10 protein-coding genes are annotated in these 16664 nt (G+C 73.8%); 7 read left to right on the plus strand and 3 right to left on the minus strand.

The window, feature by feature from the left end; translation table 11 throughout:
* Nucleotides 1–191: 191 nt before the first annotated feature.
* The 3 genes from ACZ45T_RS19235 to ACZ45T_RS19245 form a co-directional block, all read right to left on the minus strand.
* A complete protein-coding gene (locus ACZ45T_RS19235) occupies nucleotides 192–1652 on the minus strand; it encodes a glutamate synthase subunit beta (protein ID WP_468442723.1) in 1461 nt (486 codons plus the stop codon).
* Nucleotides 1645–6186: a glutamate synthase large subunit gene (gene gltB, locus ACZ45T_RS19240; RefSeq protein ID WP_468442761.1), complete on the minus strand. Its 4542-nt coding sequence runs from the start codon at nucleotides 6184–6186 to the stop codon at nucleotides 1645–1647. Before gltB ends, ACZ45T_RS19235 begins: the two co-directional genes overlap by 8 nt.
* A 373-nt stretch (nucleotides 6187–6559) precedes the next feature.
* Nucleotides 6560–7291, minus strand: coding sequence for a VIT1/CCC1 transporter family protein (locus ACZ45T_RS19245; RefSeq protein ID WP_468442725.1), 732 nt, complete (start codon nucleotides 7289–7291; stop codon nucleotides 6560–6562).
* A 247-nt stretch (nucleotides 7292–7538) separates the two neighbouring features.
* On the opposite strand from ACZ45T_RS19245, the gene ACZ45T_RS19250 reads away from it, so the two are divergent.
* The 7 genes from ACZ45T_RS19250 (at nucleotide 7539) to ACZ45T_RS19280 (ending at nucleotide 16526) form a co-directional block, all read left to right on the plus strand.
* Nucleotides 7539–8525 carry an ADP-ribosylglycohydrolase family protein gene (locus ACZ45T_RS19250; protein ID WP_468442727.1) on the plus strand — a complete coding sequence of 329 codons (987 nt, stop codon included), beginning with the start codon at nucleotides 7539–7541 and terminating at the stop codon, nucleotides 8523–8525.
* A 572-nt stretch (nucleotides 8526–9097) separates the two neighbouring features.
* Nucleotides 9098–10381, plus strand: a complete 1284-nt coding sequence (locus ACZ45T_RS19255) for an ADP-ribosylglycohydrolase family protein (RefSeq protein ID WP_468442729.1) — start codon at nucleotides 9098–9100, stop codon at nucleotides 10379–10381.
* The gene (locus tag ACZ45T_RS19260; RefSeq protein ID WP_468442731.1) at nucleotides 10378–11523 is read left to right on the plus strand and encodes an ADP-ribosylglycohydrolase family protein; all 1146 of its coding nucleotides are present in this window, start codon (nucleotides 10378–10380) and stop codon (nucleotides 11521–11523) included. The genes ACZ45T_RS19255 and ACZ45T_RS19260 overlap by 4 nt, the downstream gene beginning before the upstream one ends.
* Before the next feature lie 542 nt (nucleotides 11524–12065).
* The gene (locus tag ACZ45T_RS19265; RefSeq protein WP_468442763.1) at nucleotides 12066–13616 is read left to right on the plus strand and encodes an ADP-ribosylglycohydrolase family protein; all 1551 of its coding nucleotides are present in this window, start codon (nucleotides 12066–12068) and stop codon (nucleotides 13614–13616) included.
* A complete protein-coding gene (gene rbsK, locus ACZ45T_RS19270; RefSeq protein WP_468442733.1) occupies nucleotides 13613–14524 on the plus strand; it encodes a ribokinase in 912 nt (303 codons plus the stop codon). Before ACZ45T_RS19265 ends, rbsK begins: the two co-directional genes overlap by 4 nt.
* On the plus strand, nucleotides 14521–15714 hold the full coding sequence (locus ACZ45T_RS19275) for a CaiB/BaiF CoA transferase family protein (RefSeq protein WP_468442735.1): 1194 nt from the start codon (nucleotides 14521–14523) through the stop codon (nucleotides 15712–15714). Before rbsK ends, ACZ45T_RS19275 begins: the two co-directional genes overlap by 4 nt.
* Nucleotides 15711–16526, plus strand: a complete 816-nt coding sequence (locus tag ACZ45T_RS19280; RefSeq protein WP_468442737.1) for an HpcH/HpaI aldolase/citrate lyase family protein — start codon at nucleotides 15711–15713, stop codon at nucleotides 16524–16526. Before ACZ45T_RS19275 ends, ACZ45T_RS19280 begins: the two co-directional genes overlap by 4 nt.
* Nucleotides 16527–16664 lie beyond the last annotated feature (138 nt).

Raw genomic sequence — 16664 nt, forward strand, 5'->3', positions numbered from 1 at the left:
CAGTGCCCTCGCTCCACGAAAAGCGTAGTCCTCGCCACGCCACCAGTTCAGCGGAACGCATCGATACGACTACAGAACGCCACTGCGCCCGCCACCCCTGGTCGGGGACGTGGCGGGCGCAGTGTCGGAGTGCCGCACTCCGTTGTGCGGACCGTATGAGGGGTCTCCCCGGAGGGAGGGGTACTGCCTGGTTACACGGTCAGCGAGCGGTCCGTCGGCTTGACGGGGTACGGGAGGGTGCTGCTGCCGGTCAGGAAGCGGTCCACGCCGCGGGCGGCCGAGCGGCCTTCCGCGATGGCCCAGACGATGAGCGACTGGCCGCGGCCCGCGTCGCCGGCGACGAAGACGCCGTCGACGTTGGTCGCGTAGGAGGCGTCCCGCTCGATGTTGCCGCGGGCGTCCAGCACGAGGCCGAACTGCTGGACCAGGCCGTTCTCCTGGTCCGTGCCCGTGAAGCCCATCGCCAGGGTGACCAGCTGCGCCGGGAGGACGCGCTCGGTGCCGGGCTTCTGGACGAGCTTGCCGTCGACGAACTCGACCTCGACCAGGTGCAGGGCCTTGACGTTGCCGTCCTCGTCGCCCTCGAAGTGGGTGGTGGAGACGGAGTAGACCCGCTCGCCGCCCTCCTCGTGCGCGGAGGTGACCTTGTAGAGCATCGGGAAGGTCGGCCACGGCTGGTTGGCGTTCCGCTCCTCGCCCGGCTTCGGCATGATCTCCAGCTGCGTGACCGAGGCCGCGCCCTGGCGGTGGGCGGTGCCCACGCAGTCCGCGCCGGTGTCGCCGCCGCCGATGACGACCACGTGCTTGCCCTCGGCCGTGATGGGGGGCGCCATGAAGTCGCCCTCCTGGACCTTGTTCGCGAGCGGCAGGTACTCCATCGCGAAGTGGATGCCGCCCAGGTCGCGGCCCGGGACCGGGAGGTCGCGGGAGACGGTCGCGCCCGCCGCGATGACGACCGCGTCGAACCGCTTGCGCAGGTCGGTGGCGGTGATGTCGCGGCCGACCTCGATGCCGGTGCGGAACTTGGTGCCCTCCGCGCGCATCTGCTCGATGCGGCGGTTGATGTGCACCTTCTCCATCTTGAACTCGGGGATGCCGTAGCGCAGCAGGCCGCCGATGCGGTCGGCGCGCTCGTACACCACCACGGTGTGTCCCGCCCGGGTCAGCTGCTGGGCCGCTGCCAGACCGGCGGGGCCGGAGCCGATGACGGCTGCCGTCTTGCCCGACAGGCGCTCCGGGGCCTGCGGGGTGACGTCGCCGTTGTCCCAGGCCTTGTCGATGATCGAGACTTCGACGTTCTTGATCGTGACGGCCGGCTGGTTGATGCCGAGGACACACGCCGACTCGCACGGCGCCGGGCACAGACGGCCCGTGAACTCCGGGAAGTTGTTCGTCGCGTGCAGACGCTCCGAAGCCGCGGTCCAGTCCTCGCGGTAGGAGAAGTCGTTCCACTCGGGGATCAGGTTCCCGAGCGGGCACCCGTTGTGGCAGAACGGGATGCCGCAGTCCATGCATCGGCCGGCCTGCTTGCTGATGATCGGGAGCAGCGAGCCCGGGACGTAGACCTCGTTCCAGTCCTTGAGGCGGTCAGCCACGGGACGGGAACAGGCGGTCTCGCGCGGGGTGGTGAGGAAGCCCTTCGGGTCAGCCATTGGTCGCCGCCTCCATCATCTTCTCCGTGGTCTCGGATTCCGAGAGTCCGGCGAGCTCAGCGGCGTCCTTGGCGGCGAGCACTGCCTTGTACGTGGTCGGGATGATCTTGCTGAAGCGGTCCACCGCGACGGACCAGTCAGCCAGGAGCTTCGCGGCCACGGTCGAGCCGGTCTCCTCCTCGTGGCGGCGCACCACATCGTGCAGCCACTGCTTGTCGGAGTCGGACAGCACGGTCTCGACGGCACCGACGTTACCGACGTTGACGTTGTTCGGGTCGAGGTCGATGACGTACGCGACGCCGCCCGACATGCCGGCCGCGAAGTTGCGGCCCGTCTCGCCCAGGACGACCGCCGTACCGCCGGTCATGTACTCGCAGCCGTGGTCGCCCACGCCCTCCGAGACGACCAGGGCGCCGGAGTTGCGGACGCAGAAGCGCTCGCCGGTGCGGCCGCGCAGGAACATCTCGCCGCCGGTGGCTCCGTAGCCGATGGTGTTGCCGGCGATGGTGGAGTACTCGGCGAGGTGGTCGGCGGCGCGGTCCGGGCGGACCACGATCCGGCCACCGGAGAGGCCCTTGCCGACGTAGTCGTTGGCGTCGCCCTCCAGCCGCAGGGTGATGCCGCGCGGCACGAAGGCGCCGAAGGACTGGCCGGCGCTGCCGGTGAAGGTCAGGTCGATGGTGTTGTCGGGCAGGCCCGCGCCACCGAACTTCTTGGTGACCTGGTGGCCGAGCATGGTGCCGACGGTCCGGTTGATGTTGCGGATCGCGACCTGGGCGCGGACCGGCAGGGCCGCCTCCGCGGAGTCCGCGTCCAGCGCGTCGGCGGCGAGCTCGATGAGCTCGTTGTCGAGGGCCTTCTCCAGACCGTGGTCCTGCTCGATCAGGGCGTGGCGGACCGCGCCCTCGGGCAGCTCCGGCACGTAGAAGAGCGGCTCCAGGTCGAGACCCTGCGCCTTCCAGTGCGTGACGGCCTGCGTCGTGTCGAGCAGCTCGGCGTGGCCGACGGCCTCCTCAATCGTACGGAAGCCCAGCTCGGCGAGGAGCTCGCGCACCTCCTCCGCGATGAACTCGAAGAAGTTGACGACGAACTCGGGCTTGCCGGAGAACCGGTCGCGCAGGACCGGGTTCTGCGTGGCGATGCCGACCGGGCAGGTGTCCAGGTGGCAGACGCGCATCATGACGCAGCCGGAGACGACGAGCGGCGCGGTCGCGAAACCGAACTCCTCGGCGCCGAGCAGCGCGGCGATGATCACGTCGCGGCCGGTCTTGAGCTGGCCGTCCGTCTGGACGACGATCCGGTCGCGCAGCCCGTTGAGCAGCAGGGTCTGCTGGGTCTCGGCGAGGCCGAGCTCCCAGGGACCGCCCGCGTGCTTCAGCGAGGTGAGCGGGGAGGCGCCCGTACCGCCGTCGTGGCCGGAGATGAGGACGACGTCCGCGTGGGCCTTGGAGACACCCGCGGCGACCGTGCCCACGCCGACCTCGGAGACCAGCTTCACGTGGATGCGGGCGGCCGGGTTGGCGTTCTTGAGGTCGTGGATCAGCTGAGCCAGGTCCTCGATGGAGTAGATGTCGTGGTGCGGCGGCGGGGAGATCAGGCCGACGCCCGGGGTGGAGTGCCGGGTCTTGGCGACCCATGGGTAGACCTTGTGGCCGGGCAGCTGGCCGCCCTCGCCGGGCTTGGCGCCCTGCGCCATCTTGATCTGGATGTCGTCCGCGTTGACCAGGTACTCCGAGGTGACGCCGAAGCGGCCGGAGGCGACCTGCTTGATCGACGAACGCCGCGCCGGGTCGTACAGGCGGTCCGGGTCCTCGCCGCCCTCACCGGTGTTGGACTTGGCGCCCAGCTGGTTCATGGCGATGGCGAGGGTCTCGTGCGCCTCCTTGGAAATGGAGCCGTACGACATGGCGCCGGTGGAGAAGCGCTTGACGATGTCGGCGACCGGCTCGACCTCGTCGATGGAGATCGACGGACGGTCGCTCTTGAAGCCGAACAGCCCGCGGAGCGTCATGAGGCGCTCGGACTGCTCGTTCACCCGGTCCGTGTACTGCTTGAAGATGTCGTAGCGGCGGCCCCGCGTCGCGTGCTGGAGGCGGAAGACCGTCTCCGGGTCGAAGAGGTGCGGCTCGCCCTCGCGGCGCCACTGGTACTCGCCGCCGATCTCCAGCGCGCGGTGCGTGGCCGCGATGCCGGAGACCGGGTACGCCTTGGCGTGGCGCGCGGCCACCTCCTTGGCGATGACGTCCAGGCCGGCGCCGCCGATCTTGGTGGCGGTGCCGTTGAAGTAGGTCTCGACGAACTCGTCGTTGAGACCCACGGCCTCGAAGACCTGGGCGCCGCGGTAGGAGGCGACGGTGGAGATGCCCATCTTGGACATGACCTTCAGGACGCCCTTGCCGAGCGCGTAGATCAGGTTCTTGATGGCCTGCTCCGGCTCCAGGCCGGACAGGAAGGTACCGGCGCGCAGCAGGTCCTCGACGGACTCCATGGCGAGGTACGGGTTGACCGCGGCGGCGCCGTAGCCGATGAGCAGCGCGACGTGGTGGACCTCGCGGACGTCACCGGCCTCGACCAGCAGGCCCACCTGGGTGCGCTGCTTGGTGGCGATGAGGTGGTGGTGCACGGCGGAGGTGAGCAGCAGCGACGGGATCGGCGCGTGCTCGGCGTCCGAGTGGCGGTCCGAGAGGACGATCAGGCGGGCGCCGTTGGCGATGGCCGCGTCGGCCTCGGCGCGGATCTCCTCGATCCGCGCGGCCAGCGCCTCGCCGCCACCGGAGACCCGGTAGAGGCCGGAGAGCGTGGCGGCCTTCATACCCGGCATGTCGCCGTCGGCGTTGATGTGGATGAGCTTGGCCAGCTCGTCGTTGTCGATCACCGGGAACGGCAGGGTGACGCTGCGGCAGGACGCGGCGGTCGGCTCCAGCAGGTTGGACTGCGGGCCGATCGAGGACAGCAGCGAGGTGACGAGCTCCTCGCGGATGGCGTCCAGCGGCGGGTTGGTGACCTGCGCGAAGAGCTGGGTGAAGTAGTCGAAGAGCAGCCGGGGGCGCTCGGACAGGGCCGCGATCGGGGAGTCCGTACCCATGGAGCCGAGCGGCTCGCCGCCGGTACGGGCCATCGGCGCGAGGATGACGCGCAGCTCTTCCTCGGTGTAGCCGAAGGTCTGCTGGCGGCGGGTGACCGAGGCGTGGGTGTGCACGATGTGCTCGCGCTCGGGCAGGTCCGTCAGCTCGATCTCGCCGGTCTCCAGCCACTCCGCGTACGGAGCGGCGGAGGCGAGCTCGTTCTTGATCTCGTCGTCCTCGACGATCCGCTTCTGGGCGGTGTCGACGAGGAACATCTTGCCGGGCTGCAGGCGGCCCTTGCGGACGACCTTGGCCGGGTCGATGTCGAGGACGCCGACCTCGGAGCCCAGGACGACGAGGCCGTCGTCGGTGACCCAGTAGCGGCCGGGGCGCAGACCGTTGCGGTCGAGGACCGCGCCGACCTGGGTGCCGTCGGTGAAGGTGACGCAGGCGGGGCCGTCCCAGGGCTCCATCAGCGTGGAGTGGTACTGGTAGAACGCGCGGCGGGCCGGGTCCATGGAGGTGTGGTTCTCCCACGCCTCCGGGATCATCATCAGCACGCTGTGCGGCAGCGACCGGCCGCCGAGGTGGAGCAGCTCCAGGACCTCGTCGAAGGAGGCGGAGTCGGAGGCGTCCGGGGTGCAGATCGGGAAGATCCGGTCCAGCACGCCGTCTCCGAAGGAGTCCGACGCCAGCTGGGACTCGCGGGCCTTCATCCAGTTCCGGTTGCCCTTGACCGTGTTGATCTCGCCGTTGTGCGCGACGAAGCGGTACGGGTGGGCGAGCGGCCAGGACGGGAAGGTGTTCGTCGAGAACCGGGAGTGGACCAGGGCGAGCGCCGACGCGAAGCGGCGGTCGGAGAGGTCCGGGAAGAAGGGCTCCAGCTGGCCGGTGGTCAGCATGCCCTTGTAGACGATGGTGCGGGCGGAGAGCGACGGGAAGTACACGCCGGCCTCGCGCTCGGCGCGCTTGCGCAGCACGAACGCCTTGCGGTCCAGCTCGATGCCGCTCGTCCCGTTGCTCACGAAGAGCTGGGAGAAGGCCGGCATGGTGGCGCGGGCGCCGTTGCCGAGCAGGTCCGGCGTAACCGGAACCTCGCGCCAGCCGAGAACCGTCAGGTTCTCCTCGGCGGCGATGGCCTCGATCTGGTCCACGGCGACGGCCTGTGCGGTGCCGTCGGCGGGGAGGAAGGCGATGCCGACGGCGTACGCGCCGGCCTCGGGGAGGTCAAAACCGGCGACCTCGCGCAGGAACGCGTCCGGCACTTGGGAGAGGATTCCGGCGCCGTCGCCCGAGTCCGGCTCCGAGCCGGTCGCGCCGCGGTGCTCGAGGTTCCGCAATACGGTCAGGGCCTGCTCAACGAGGGTGTGGGTGGCCTCGCCGGTGAGGTTCGCCACGAATCCGACGCCACAGGCGTCCTTCTCGTTGCGCGGGTCGTACATGCCCTGCTGGGCGGGGCGACCGTCCATGGGCGACCAGGCTGTGTTGCTGAGGCCGGTCGCGGAGTGCGTGGATGCGGAACGCATCGGCTCTCCCGTCGTCGTCGTGGCATATGTGCATAGCCGAGGGACGACGTTGGCCCTCTGCGAAATTTCGTGCAGATTACATGATGACGACTATCCCGAGAAGCGGATATGTCATTCCAGCATGCGGACACTGCGCGAGGCAGAAAGAGGGGACTTTCGCGGCGCTTTACGGACACACTGCGAGGCGAAGGTCCCGATGCAGGGCGGGCATCATTGCCCGGAGCCCTGGTGTGATGCCCGGCGGACACGGGATCGAAACCGCCGAGTAACGAACTACTTATGTTGCGTACTGCATAGTGTCTCACTCCGAGCCCGGTCAGCCTATGGCTCCGCCGATCCAGGTTCCCAGGATGTACGTCACACCGGCGGCCGCGCCACCCAGGACGAGCTGGCGCAGACCGCTGTACCACCAGGACCGGGCGGTGACCCGGGAGACCACCGCGCCGCAGGCGAAGAGCCCGGCCAGCGCGAGCAGCACGGCGGGCCACAGGGCCGTGGCACCGAGCAGGTACGGCAGTACGGGGAGCAGCGCGCCCAGCGCGAAGGAGCCGAAGGACGAGACCGCGGCGACGAGCGGCGAGGGCAGGTCGTCGGGGTCGATCCCGAGCTCCTCGCGGGCGTGTATCTCCAGGGCCTGCTCAGGGTCGCGGGACAGCTGCACGGCGACCTCGCGGGCGAGCGCCGGCTCGACGCCGCGGGAGACGTAGAGCTCGGCCAGCTCCTCCATCTCGTCGACGGGGTGCTTACGCAACTGCTGACGCTCCACGTCCAGTTCCGCGAGGACCAGCTCGCGCTGCGAGGCGACCGAGGTGTACTCGCCGGCCGCCATCGAGAACGCGCCGGCCGCGAGGCCCGCCAGTCCGGTGATGACGACGGTCTGCGGGGCGACGGCTCCGCCGGCCACGCCGGTCATGAGGGCGAGGTTGGAGACGAGCCCGTCCATGGCGCCGAAGACGGCCGGGCGCAGCCATCCGCCGTTGACGTCGCGGTGGGTGTGGTTGTCACGGTGGGCGGTGTGCAGCGGCGCTTCGACATCGATGATGGACATGCGTCTTATCTCCCCATTTGTGCCAACGGAGCCCGTGAGGCGCGTCGCTCCCCCTGAACACCTCGAAACTACGCACGATTTCTGCCGCCCGCCAGCAAGGAAGGCCGTACTTACCTGCGGTTTTGCGGATCGGCGACCGGGTGACGGGGAGGTTCGCGGGGCGTTTCGCGACGAGCGACAAACCACATGCCATGGCACAAATCCCCCAAGGGCTCATCATGAGTCCCATCAAGTGGAGAGGCGCGCCATGGAGCTGATTGCATGCAATCCGCAGGTCCTCCTCGAACGGGCCAGGGGCGCTCTTCTCGGGCTCGCGGTGGGCGACGCGCTGGGCGCCCCCGCCGAGAACATGAAGCCGTCGGAGATCCGGGCGAAATGGGGCCGCATCGAAGGCTTCGTGTCGGAGGACCCGGCGGGCACGGACGACACCGAGTACGCGATCTTCTCGGGGCTGCTGCTGGCCCGCCACGGCTCGGCGCTGACGGTCGCCCACGTGGAGCGGGCCTGGCACCACTGGATCGCGGACCTCGACGAGGGTCCGTTCCGCGGCGCGGGCTTCTCGGAGCGCGGCACGCTGGAGAACCTCCGCCGCGGGCTGGCGGCCCCCATTTCGGCCCAGCACCGGCACGCGTGGTCGGACGGTCTCGCCATGCGGGCGGCGCCGTTCGGCGTCTTCGCGGCGGGCCGGCCCGCGGAGGCGGCCCGGCTGGTCGCCATCGACGGCACGGTCAGCCATGACGGCGAGGGCATCTACGGCGGCCAGGCGGTGGCCGCCGGTGTCGCCGCCGCGATGGCGGGCGGCTCCCCCGCCTCGGTCGTCTCGGCGGCCCTCTCCGTCATCCCCTCCGACTCCTGGACGGCCCGCTCCCTGCGCAGGGCGGTCACCGCCGCCCCGCGCGGCGAACGGGCGGTGCGCTCGGCGGTGGTCATCGGCGGCTATCCCTGGACCGACCTGGCGCCCGAAGCCGTCGGCCTGGCCTTCGGCGCGTTCGCGGCGTGCCGGGGCGACTTCCCCTCGTCGGTCCTGACCGCGGTCAACATGGGCCGCGACGCGGACACCACGGCGGCGGTGGCGGGCGCCCTGGCCGGCGCACTGTCCGGCGCGGCGGCGATCCCCGCCGCCTGGTCCTCGGCCATCGGCCCGGTCCGCGGCAGCTGTCTCCCCTCGATGCGGGGCTACCACGTCCTGGACATCGCGGACCTCCTCACCCCGGAATACGAGGCCCCCCGATGACCCCCGCGAACCCCCCACCCACAACCCCGCCACAACTCCGGACACCCACGACACCCCCGGCGGCAGTGGCGGGCCGGGCGGCCCCGACGGGCTTGGCGGACCCGGCAGGCTCGGCGGCAGTGGCGGGCTCGGCAGACCTGGCTGGCCTGGCGGACCCGGCCGGTCTGGCGGGCTCGGGGGGCTCGGGGGGCTTGGGGGGCTCGGCCGCGCCAGCGGAACGAGGTCCGGGGGACCAGCCCGCCGCGGCCGCGCCGGAGCACCGGCCACGCCCAGCCCTGACGGCCACGTCAGCCGCCCACCGGCCACCCGCACCCCACTCGGAGCCCCAGCCGCAGCCCCCCACAATGCCGGCCACCCCAGCGGAACGGGGGCCCGCGGCACAGCCCCCCACGGCCCCGCCGGAACACTGGCACGCCGCGCCCGCCGACCGGGCCACTGCACCGCCGCCGGCGCCGCCGCCCGGGCATCGCCCGCACGCAACGCTGCCCGCCCTCCCCGCCGCCCCCGCGGAGCGGGCCGCGTTGGCCGGGCGCATCGTGCAAGCGGGGGGCGGGGGCCCGGGTGGGGGTGGGGTGGGGGAGATCTCCGGCCCCGCCACGACCGGGCTCCGGGCCGTGGTCCGGAGCCCCGGCACCCCCGCCGGCGCAGCCGACACCGCACGCGCGCAGGCCTGTACGACCACGGCCCGGGTCACGGAACACCCCGCCGAGCCCCCCGCGGGGGAACGCCGCATCGAGGGCCTCCTCCTCGGGCTCGCCGCAGGCGACGCGGCCGGGTGGCCCGCCGCCCGCCACCGCGCCAGCCGGATGCCCGAGTGGACCCGCCGCCTCACCCGCGAGCTCGACACCTTCGCCGAGCAGAACGCCACCACCACCCTCCCCGTCCCCATCGCCCTCAACCAGCCCCCCGAACCGCTGCGCCTCGGCCCCTCCGACGACGCCGAGTGGGCGGCCTTCGTCGCCGAGTCCGTCCTCACCGCCGCCGGCGTCCTGCTCTCCGACCTCAGCCGGTCCAGGCGCATGCGCGCCGCCATCGACCTCGCGTGGAACGCCCTCGCAAGCGAAGTGGCGGCCGCCGCCGAGCGGGCCCCCGAGGTCGAGTCCGCCGTACTCCCCCTCCGCGCCCGGATCTCCGTCCGCGCCGGCCTCGGCAATCTCGCCACCGGCCTGCGCCCGCCCGCCACCGGCCACGACAACCCGCACTACTTCGACGACGCCGCCTGCATCCGCGCCTGCGTCCTCGCCGTCGTCCACCCCGGCGACGCCCGCGCGGCGGCCGACCTCGCCGAGTTCGACGCCCGCTACACCCAGGACGGCGACGGCGTCCACGGCGCCCGCGCCATGGCCGCCGCCATCGCGACCGCCCTCGCCACCGCGGACGTCGACGCCTGCGTGGACGCCGCCCTCGCCCAGCTCCCCGAGGCCACCGAGATCGGGCGCAACGCCCGCCACGCCGTCAAGCTCGCCCGTACGCACACCGACGGCGGCGCCTTCGCCATCGTCCCCACCCTCGAACACGAGATCGTGGACCACGTCTACAGCTACGGGATCGCCGCCGCCGAGACCGTCCCCGTGGCCCTCGCCCTCGCGACCGCCGCCCGCGGCAGGATGACCGAGGCCGTCCCGGCCGCCGCCTGCCTGTCCCGCGTCGCGGACTCCGCCCCCGCCCTCGCCGGCGCGCTCACCGGCGCGCTCGGCGGCGGCGACTCGATCCCCGCCGCCTGGCGCGAGGCCTGCCGCACCCTCTCCGGCTGCGCCCTCCCCCGCCTCGCCGGCACCGACCTCGTGGAACTCGCCGCGCTCCTCGCGCGTACGGAGCTCACTTCACCCAAATCCCAGGGGATGATTCGGACATGACGCTCACGTTGGAGGACCGGGCCACCGGCGCCCTCGTCGGGGCCGCCGTCGGCGACGCGCTCGGCGGCCCTGTGGAGGGCTGGACCCCGGACCAGATCGTGGAACGGCACGGCGGCCGCGTCCACGGCATCGTCGGCCCGTGGTACGAGAACTGGCGCACGGCCCGCCCCATCGCCCCGTACCACAAGGGCGACGGGCACGTCACGGACGACACCTTGATGACGCACGCGCTGGTACGCGTCTACGAGGCCGTACGGGACCATCTCGACGCCTATGCGATCGCCGAGCACCTGGTCCCCGACCTCATGTCCGTCCCCCGCTGGATCCCCGAACTGGAGGCGGAGGCCCTGCCGTTGCAGCGGATCTTCCTGGCGGAGAAGTGGATCGTCACCCGCCTCCACTACGCGCACGCCGACCCCCGCGAGGCGGGCAGCGGCAACATCGTCAACTGCGGCGCGGCGATGTACATGGCGCCGGTGGGCATCGCCAACGCGGGCAACCCGGCGGGGGCTTACGCGGAGGCGTTGGACATCGCCGGCGCGCACCAGTCCTCGTACGGGCGGGAGGCGGCGGGCGTGTTCGCGGCGGCGGTGGCGGCGGCGTGCCTGCCGGGGGCGACGGCCGCCTCGGTCGTGGACACGGCCCTGTCCCTGGCGAAGGACGGCACCCGCTCGGCCATCGCCGCGGTGACGGAAGCCGCCTCCCGCCACCGGGACTTCGAGTCGGCCCTGGTCCCCCTCCGGGCGGCGGTGGCCCCGTACGACTCGGTCGGCCCGGACTACCGCAACCCCTCGCTCGACGCCCGCCGCCCCTCCCGCCTCCATGCCATCGAGGAACTCCCGATCGCCCTGGGCATGCTGCTGATCGCGGACGGGGCGTACGAGACCTCCGTGCTCGGCGCGGTCAACTACGGCCGGGACTGCGACTCCATCGCCACCATGGCGGGTGCGATCGCCGGAGCCCTGGGCGGCGAAGCCGCGGTCCCGGCCGCCTGGGCCAAACAGGTGGCCGAGGCCAGCCGCCTCGACCTGCACGCCCCGGCCGGGTCGCTGGCCGCTGTGGCCCGCGAGATCTTCGCCCTCGACCAGTCCCGCCGCCGCTCCCACGAGTCGGCCTTCACCACCCTCGCGACCCCCCGATGACCCCACCCTGCCCCTCGCCCCCGGCGGGCCGCACCTCAGGGGGGGCCACCCCGCGGCCCACCCATCCCGGCCCGGGCCCAGCCACCCCGCGGCCCACCCATCCCGGCCCGGGCCCAGCCACCCCGCGGCCCACCCATCCCGGCCCGGGCCCAGCCACCCCGCGGCCCAGCCCGGGCCAGGGAACCCCAGGCGCCACCCGGACCACCACCGAGCCCCGGCCAAGCCCCAGGGCCACGGGCGCCGCCGGGTCAGGCCCGGGCCCGGGCACCCCGGCACCGCACCGGCCAGGCTCCCAAGAGCCGGACCCGCGAAAACCGAAGCCGGCCACCGCGGTGCCGCCCGCCGGGAACGCCGTACGCCTGACCGGCACGCAGCCCACCCCGGCGCCCGCCACCACGACCAGGACCCGCCCCCAGCCCCCGGCGGCAGCCCCGGCCGGTCCGGACCCCCACCGTCCGCAGCCGCGCCCCGCAACCTCCCGGCTGCCCGCAGGGCAACCCGCGCCGGATCCCGTACGGCTCACCTGGGCGCAGCCCGAGGATCTGATCGGGCACGAGCTGCGCCAGGCGGCCGAGGACGGACGGGACCCGGAGCCCGCCCGGCGGGCCTGGCTGGCGGCGGGCGGCCACCCGGCCCCCGCTCGCGCCGGGGCCTCCCCCACCCCGGCCCCGCCGGAGCTCCGCGCCCTGGCCTCGCGCCTGCTGGACGAGCTCGCGCAGCTCCCCTCCCCGCTCTCCCCCGACGAACCGGATTCCTGGGAGTCCATCCGCGCCACCTGGCCGGAGGGCCCACCACCGCACGGCGCAGGCGCGGCCGCCACCCGGGCCGCGGAGGCGGCGCACGGCGGCGCCGGCCCCGCACCGGCCCGCGCAGCGCAGGCTCTGCCCAGCGGGGCCGGGACCACGGCCACCACCCGGGCCGCGGAAGCGGCGCCCGCCACCCTCGCTCCATCCGCGGAGCGGGAGCCCGCCGGGCCGACACCGGAGCGCCCCGCCCGCGGAGCGGAACCTTGGCCCGGCGGGCTGGACCCCCACCTGGCGACCCGGCTGGAAGCCGCATGGCTCGGGAGGGCCGTCGGGTGCCTGCTCGGGAAGCCCGTCGAGAAGCTGCCCCTGCACGCCATCCGCACCCTTGCCCGCGCCGCGGGCAACTGGCCGATCGACGACTGGTTCACCGCCCGCGGCGTCCCACCGGAGGTACTGGCCGCGCATCCCTGGAACCGCCGCTCCGCCCCCACCTCCCTCGCCGAGAACATCGACGGCATGCCCGAGGACGACGACCTCAACTACCCCCTCCTCGGCCTGCTCCTGCTCCAGCGGCACGGCAAGGGCTTCACCACCGCCGACGTGGCCCGCCTCTGGCTCGACGAGCTGCCGGCCGGCCGGACCTTCACCGCCGAGCGCCTCGCGTACCGCAATCTGCTCCTCGGGCTGGAGCCGCCCGCCACCGCCACCCACCGCAATCCCTTCCGCGAGTGGATCGGCGCCCTCATCCGCGCCGACGTCCACGGCTGGACCAACCCCGGCGACCCGGCCGCCGCCGCGGCCCAGGCCTACCGGGACTCCGCCCTGACCCACACCGGCAACGGCGTCTACGCCGCCCTCTTCGTCGCCGCCGCCACCGCCACCGCCGCCACCGGCCACGCCGACGTCCACACCGCGCTCCGGTCCGGGCTGGCCGCCGTACCGCCCCGCTCCCGCCTCGCCGGGGCCGTCCGGTTCGCCCTCGCCACCGCCCACGAGTTCCGCCGCGCCGACTTCGACCTCGTGGTCGACCGGCTGCACGCGCGCTACGGGCACCACCACTGGGTCCACGCCGTCCCCAACACCGCCCTGATCACCGCCGCCCTCACCCACGCCGACGGGGACTTCACGCACTCCGTCTGCCGTGCCGTGTCCGGCGGCTGGGACACCGACTCCAACGGAGCCACCGCCGGCGCCCTCGCCGCCCTCGTCGCCGGCTCGCCGCAGGACATCCCGGACCGCTGGGCCGCCCCCCTCAAGAACCGCCTCGCCACCACCGTCCCCGGCTTCGACGGCATCGGCTTCGACACCCTCGCCCACCTCACCGCACAGGAGGCAGCACGCTCATGACGGCCATCGCCGTGCTCGGCAGTACGAACATGGACCTCGTCGCCTACGTCCCCAAGGCCCCCCGCCTCGGGGAGACCGTCACCGGCCGCGCCTTCCGCACGGTCCCCGGCGGCAAGGGCGCCAACCAGGCCGTGGCCGCCGCCCGCTGCGGCGGGGAGGTGATGATGATCGGCGCGGTCGGGGCCGACGAGTTCGGCGTACGGCTGCGCTCCGCGCTCACCGCGGCCGGGGTCGAGACGGCGGCCCTGCGCACCGTCGAGGGCGCCAGCGGCACCGCGCACATCACCGTGGACGACGAGGGCGGCAACAGCATCATCGTCATCCCGGGTGCCAACGCCCACGTCACCGGCCTGGAGGCGGGGGACGAGGCCCGGATCGCCGCCGCCGGCTGCCTCCTCCTCCAGCTCGAACTGCCCCTCCCCGCCGTCCTCGCCGGCGCCCGCGCCGCCCGCGCGCACGGCGTCCGTACGGTGCTCACCCCGGCCCCCGTCCAGCCGCTGCCGGCCGAACTCCTCGCCGCCACCGACCTGCTGGTCCCCAACGAGCACGAGGCGGCCGCCCTCACCGGGCTCACCGACCCCCGCCAGGCCGCCGCGGCCCTGCTGGGCGACGTGCCCGAGGTGGTGATCACCCTCGGCGCGGCCGGCGCCCTGTACGCGGCCCGCGGCCGGGAGCCGCTCACCGTGCCCGCGCCCCGGGTCCGGGCCGTGGACACCACCGCCGCCGGGGACACCTTCGTCGGCGCCCTCGCCGTGGCCCTGGGCGAGGGCCGGCCGATGCCGGAGGCGCTGCGCTGGGCCTCGGCGGCGGCCGCGCTCTCCGTCCAGCGCCCGGGCGCGCAGGACTCGATGCCGACCCGCGCGGAGACCGACTCCTTCGCCGCGGCGCAGCCCGGAGCCGCCTCGTGACCACGGCCGGGCCGCTGGAAGGGCTGCGCGTCCTGGACCTCGCCACGCTGTTCGCCGGACCGCTCGCCGCCACCCTGCTGGGGGATTTCGGGGCCGAGGTCGTCAAGGTCGAGCACCCCGACCGCCCCGACCCCTCCCGCGGTCACGGACCCGCCAAGGACGGCATCGGCCTGTGGTGGAAGCTGCTCGGCCGGAACAAGCGGACGATGACCCTCGACCTGTCCACGCCGGGCGGCCGGGACACGCTGCTGCGCCTCGCCGCCACCGCCGACGTGGTCATCGAGAACTTCCGCCCCGGCACCCTGGAGCGGTGGGGTCTGGGCTGGCCCGAGCTGTCCGCGGCGAACCCGCGGCTGATCCTGACCCGCGTCACGGCCTTCGGCCAGCAGGGCCCGTACGCCCACCGGCCGGGCTTCGGCACCCTCGCCGAGGCGATGAGCGGCTTCGCCGCGATCACGGGGGAGCCGGACGGGCCGCCGACCCTGCCGCCCTTCGGGCTCGCGGACTCGATCGCCGCGCTGACCACTGCGTACGCCGTGATGACCGCCCTCGCGGGCCGCGACCGCACCGGGCACGGGCAGGTCGTGGACCTGGCCATCATCGAGCCGATCCTGACCGTGCTCGGCCCGCAGCCGATCTGGTACGACCAGCTCGGCTACGTCCAGCCCCGCACCGGCAACCGCTCCACGAACAACGCCCCCCGCAACACCTATCGCAGCGCGGACGGGCGCTGGCTGGCGGTCTCCACCTCGGCCCAGTCCATCGCGGAGCGGGTCATGCGGCTGGTCGGCCGGCCCGAGCTGATCGCCGAGCCCTGGTTCGCGACCGGGTCCGGCCGGGCCGCCCACGCGCCCGTCCTGGACGAGGCGGTCGGCGGCTGGATCGCCCGGCACAAGGCGGAGGAGGTGGTCGCCGCCTTCGAGGACGCCGAGGCGGCCGTCGCCCAGGTCTACGACATCCGGGACGTGATGGCCGATCCCCAGTTCGCGGCCCTCGACACGGTCACCGAGATCGAGGACCCGGAGCTCGGCCCGCTGCGGATGCAGAACATCCTCTTCCGGCTCTCCGAGACGCCCGGCGGTATCCGCTGGGCCGGCCGCCCGCACGGCGCGGACACCGAGGAGGTGCTGGCCGAGCTCGGGCTGACCGCAGCCGAGATCGCCGCACTGCGCAAGGAGGGGGCGCTGTGATCCTGACCTGGCTGTACGCCCCGGGCGACCGCCCGCAGGTGGTCGCCAAAGCCCTGGGCTGCGGCGCGGACGCCGTCATCGTGGACCTGGAGGACGCGGTACCGGTCTCCCGCAAGGAGTACGCCCGCGCCGCCACCGCCGAACTGCTCGCCGAGCGGCCCCCGGTCCCCGTCCACGTACGCGTCAACGCCTTCGACTCCCCCTGGGGCGGCGCCGACCTCACCGCCCTCGCGGGGCTCCGGGGCCTCGCGGGGCTGCGGCTGCCCAAGATCAGCGCCCCCGAGCAGGTCAGCGCGGTCGCGCTCCGCACCGGCGGGGTGAGCCTGCACGCCCTGCTCGAATCGGCGCTGGGCGTGGAGCGCGCGTACGAGATCGCCCGCGCGCACCCCGCGCTGCGCGGGCTCTCCCTCGGCGAGGCGGACCTGCGGGCCGACCTGGCGGTGAGCGCGGAGGCGGGCCTGGACTGGTGCCGCTCCCGGGTGGTGGTGGCGGCCCGCGCGGCGGGGCTGGCGCCGCCCGCCCAGTCCGTCTTCCCCGACATCCGGGACCTGGAGGCGCTGGCCGCCTCCTGTGCGCGCGGCCGGTCCCTGGGCTTCCTCGGCCGGGCGGCGATCCATCCCCGCCAGCTCCCGGTGATCGAACGGGCCTACCTCCCGGCGCCCGAGGAGGTCAGCGCCGCGGTGGAGGTCCTGACCGCGGCCCGCGCGACCCCGGGCGCGCTGGCCCTGCCCGACGGCCGCTTCGTGGACCCGGCGGTGGTGGCTGCCGCCCACCGGACCCTTGCGCTCGCCGCGCGGATGGCCACGCGGTGACCGCCCGCGGTGTCCGGCTCCGCCGCCGCGTCCTGGGGCTCCGCCCCGGACCCCCGCGCCTCAAGCGCCGGCGGGGCTGGGTTTGTGCGGCCGGATCACCCGGGTCGGTGGCTTCGGGGTGGGGCGGTGCCCCTGCGG

The organism is Streptomyces sp. NPDC030995, assembly GCF_055571215.1.

Excerpts from the sequence above, each read along its gene's own strand:
- rbsK (WP_468442733.1), top strand. The coding sequence starts at position 13,613 with ATGACGGCCATCGCCGTGCTCGGCAGTACGAACATGGACCTCGTCGCC.
- gltB (WP_468442761.1), bottom strand. The coding sequence starts at position 6,186 with ATGGACGGTCGCCCCGCCCAGCAGGGCATGTACGACCCGCGCAACGAG.
- ACZ45T_RS19260 (WP_468442731.1), top strand. The coding sequence starts at position 10,378 with ATGACGCTCACGTTGGAGGACCGGGCCACCGGCGCCCTCGTCGGGGCC.
- ACZ45T_RS19245 (WP_468442725.1), bottom strand. The coding sequence starts at position 7,291 with ATGTCCATCATCGATGTCGAAGCGCCGCTGCACACCGCCCACCGTGAC.
- ACZ45T_RS19250 (WP_468442727.1), top strand. The coding sequence starts at position 7,539 with ATGGAGCTGATTGCATGCAATCCGCAGGTCCTCCTCGAACGGGCCAGG.
- ACZ45T_RS19235 (WP_468442723.1), bottom strand. The coding sequence starts at position 1,652 with ATGGCTGACCCGAAGGGCTTCCTCACCACCCCGCGCGAGACCGCCTGT.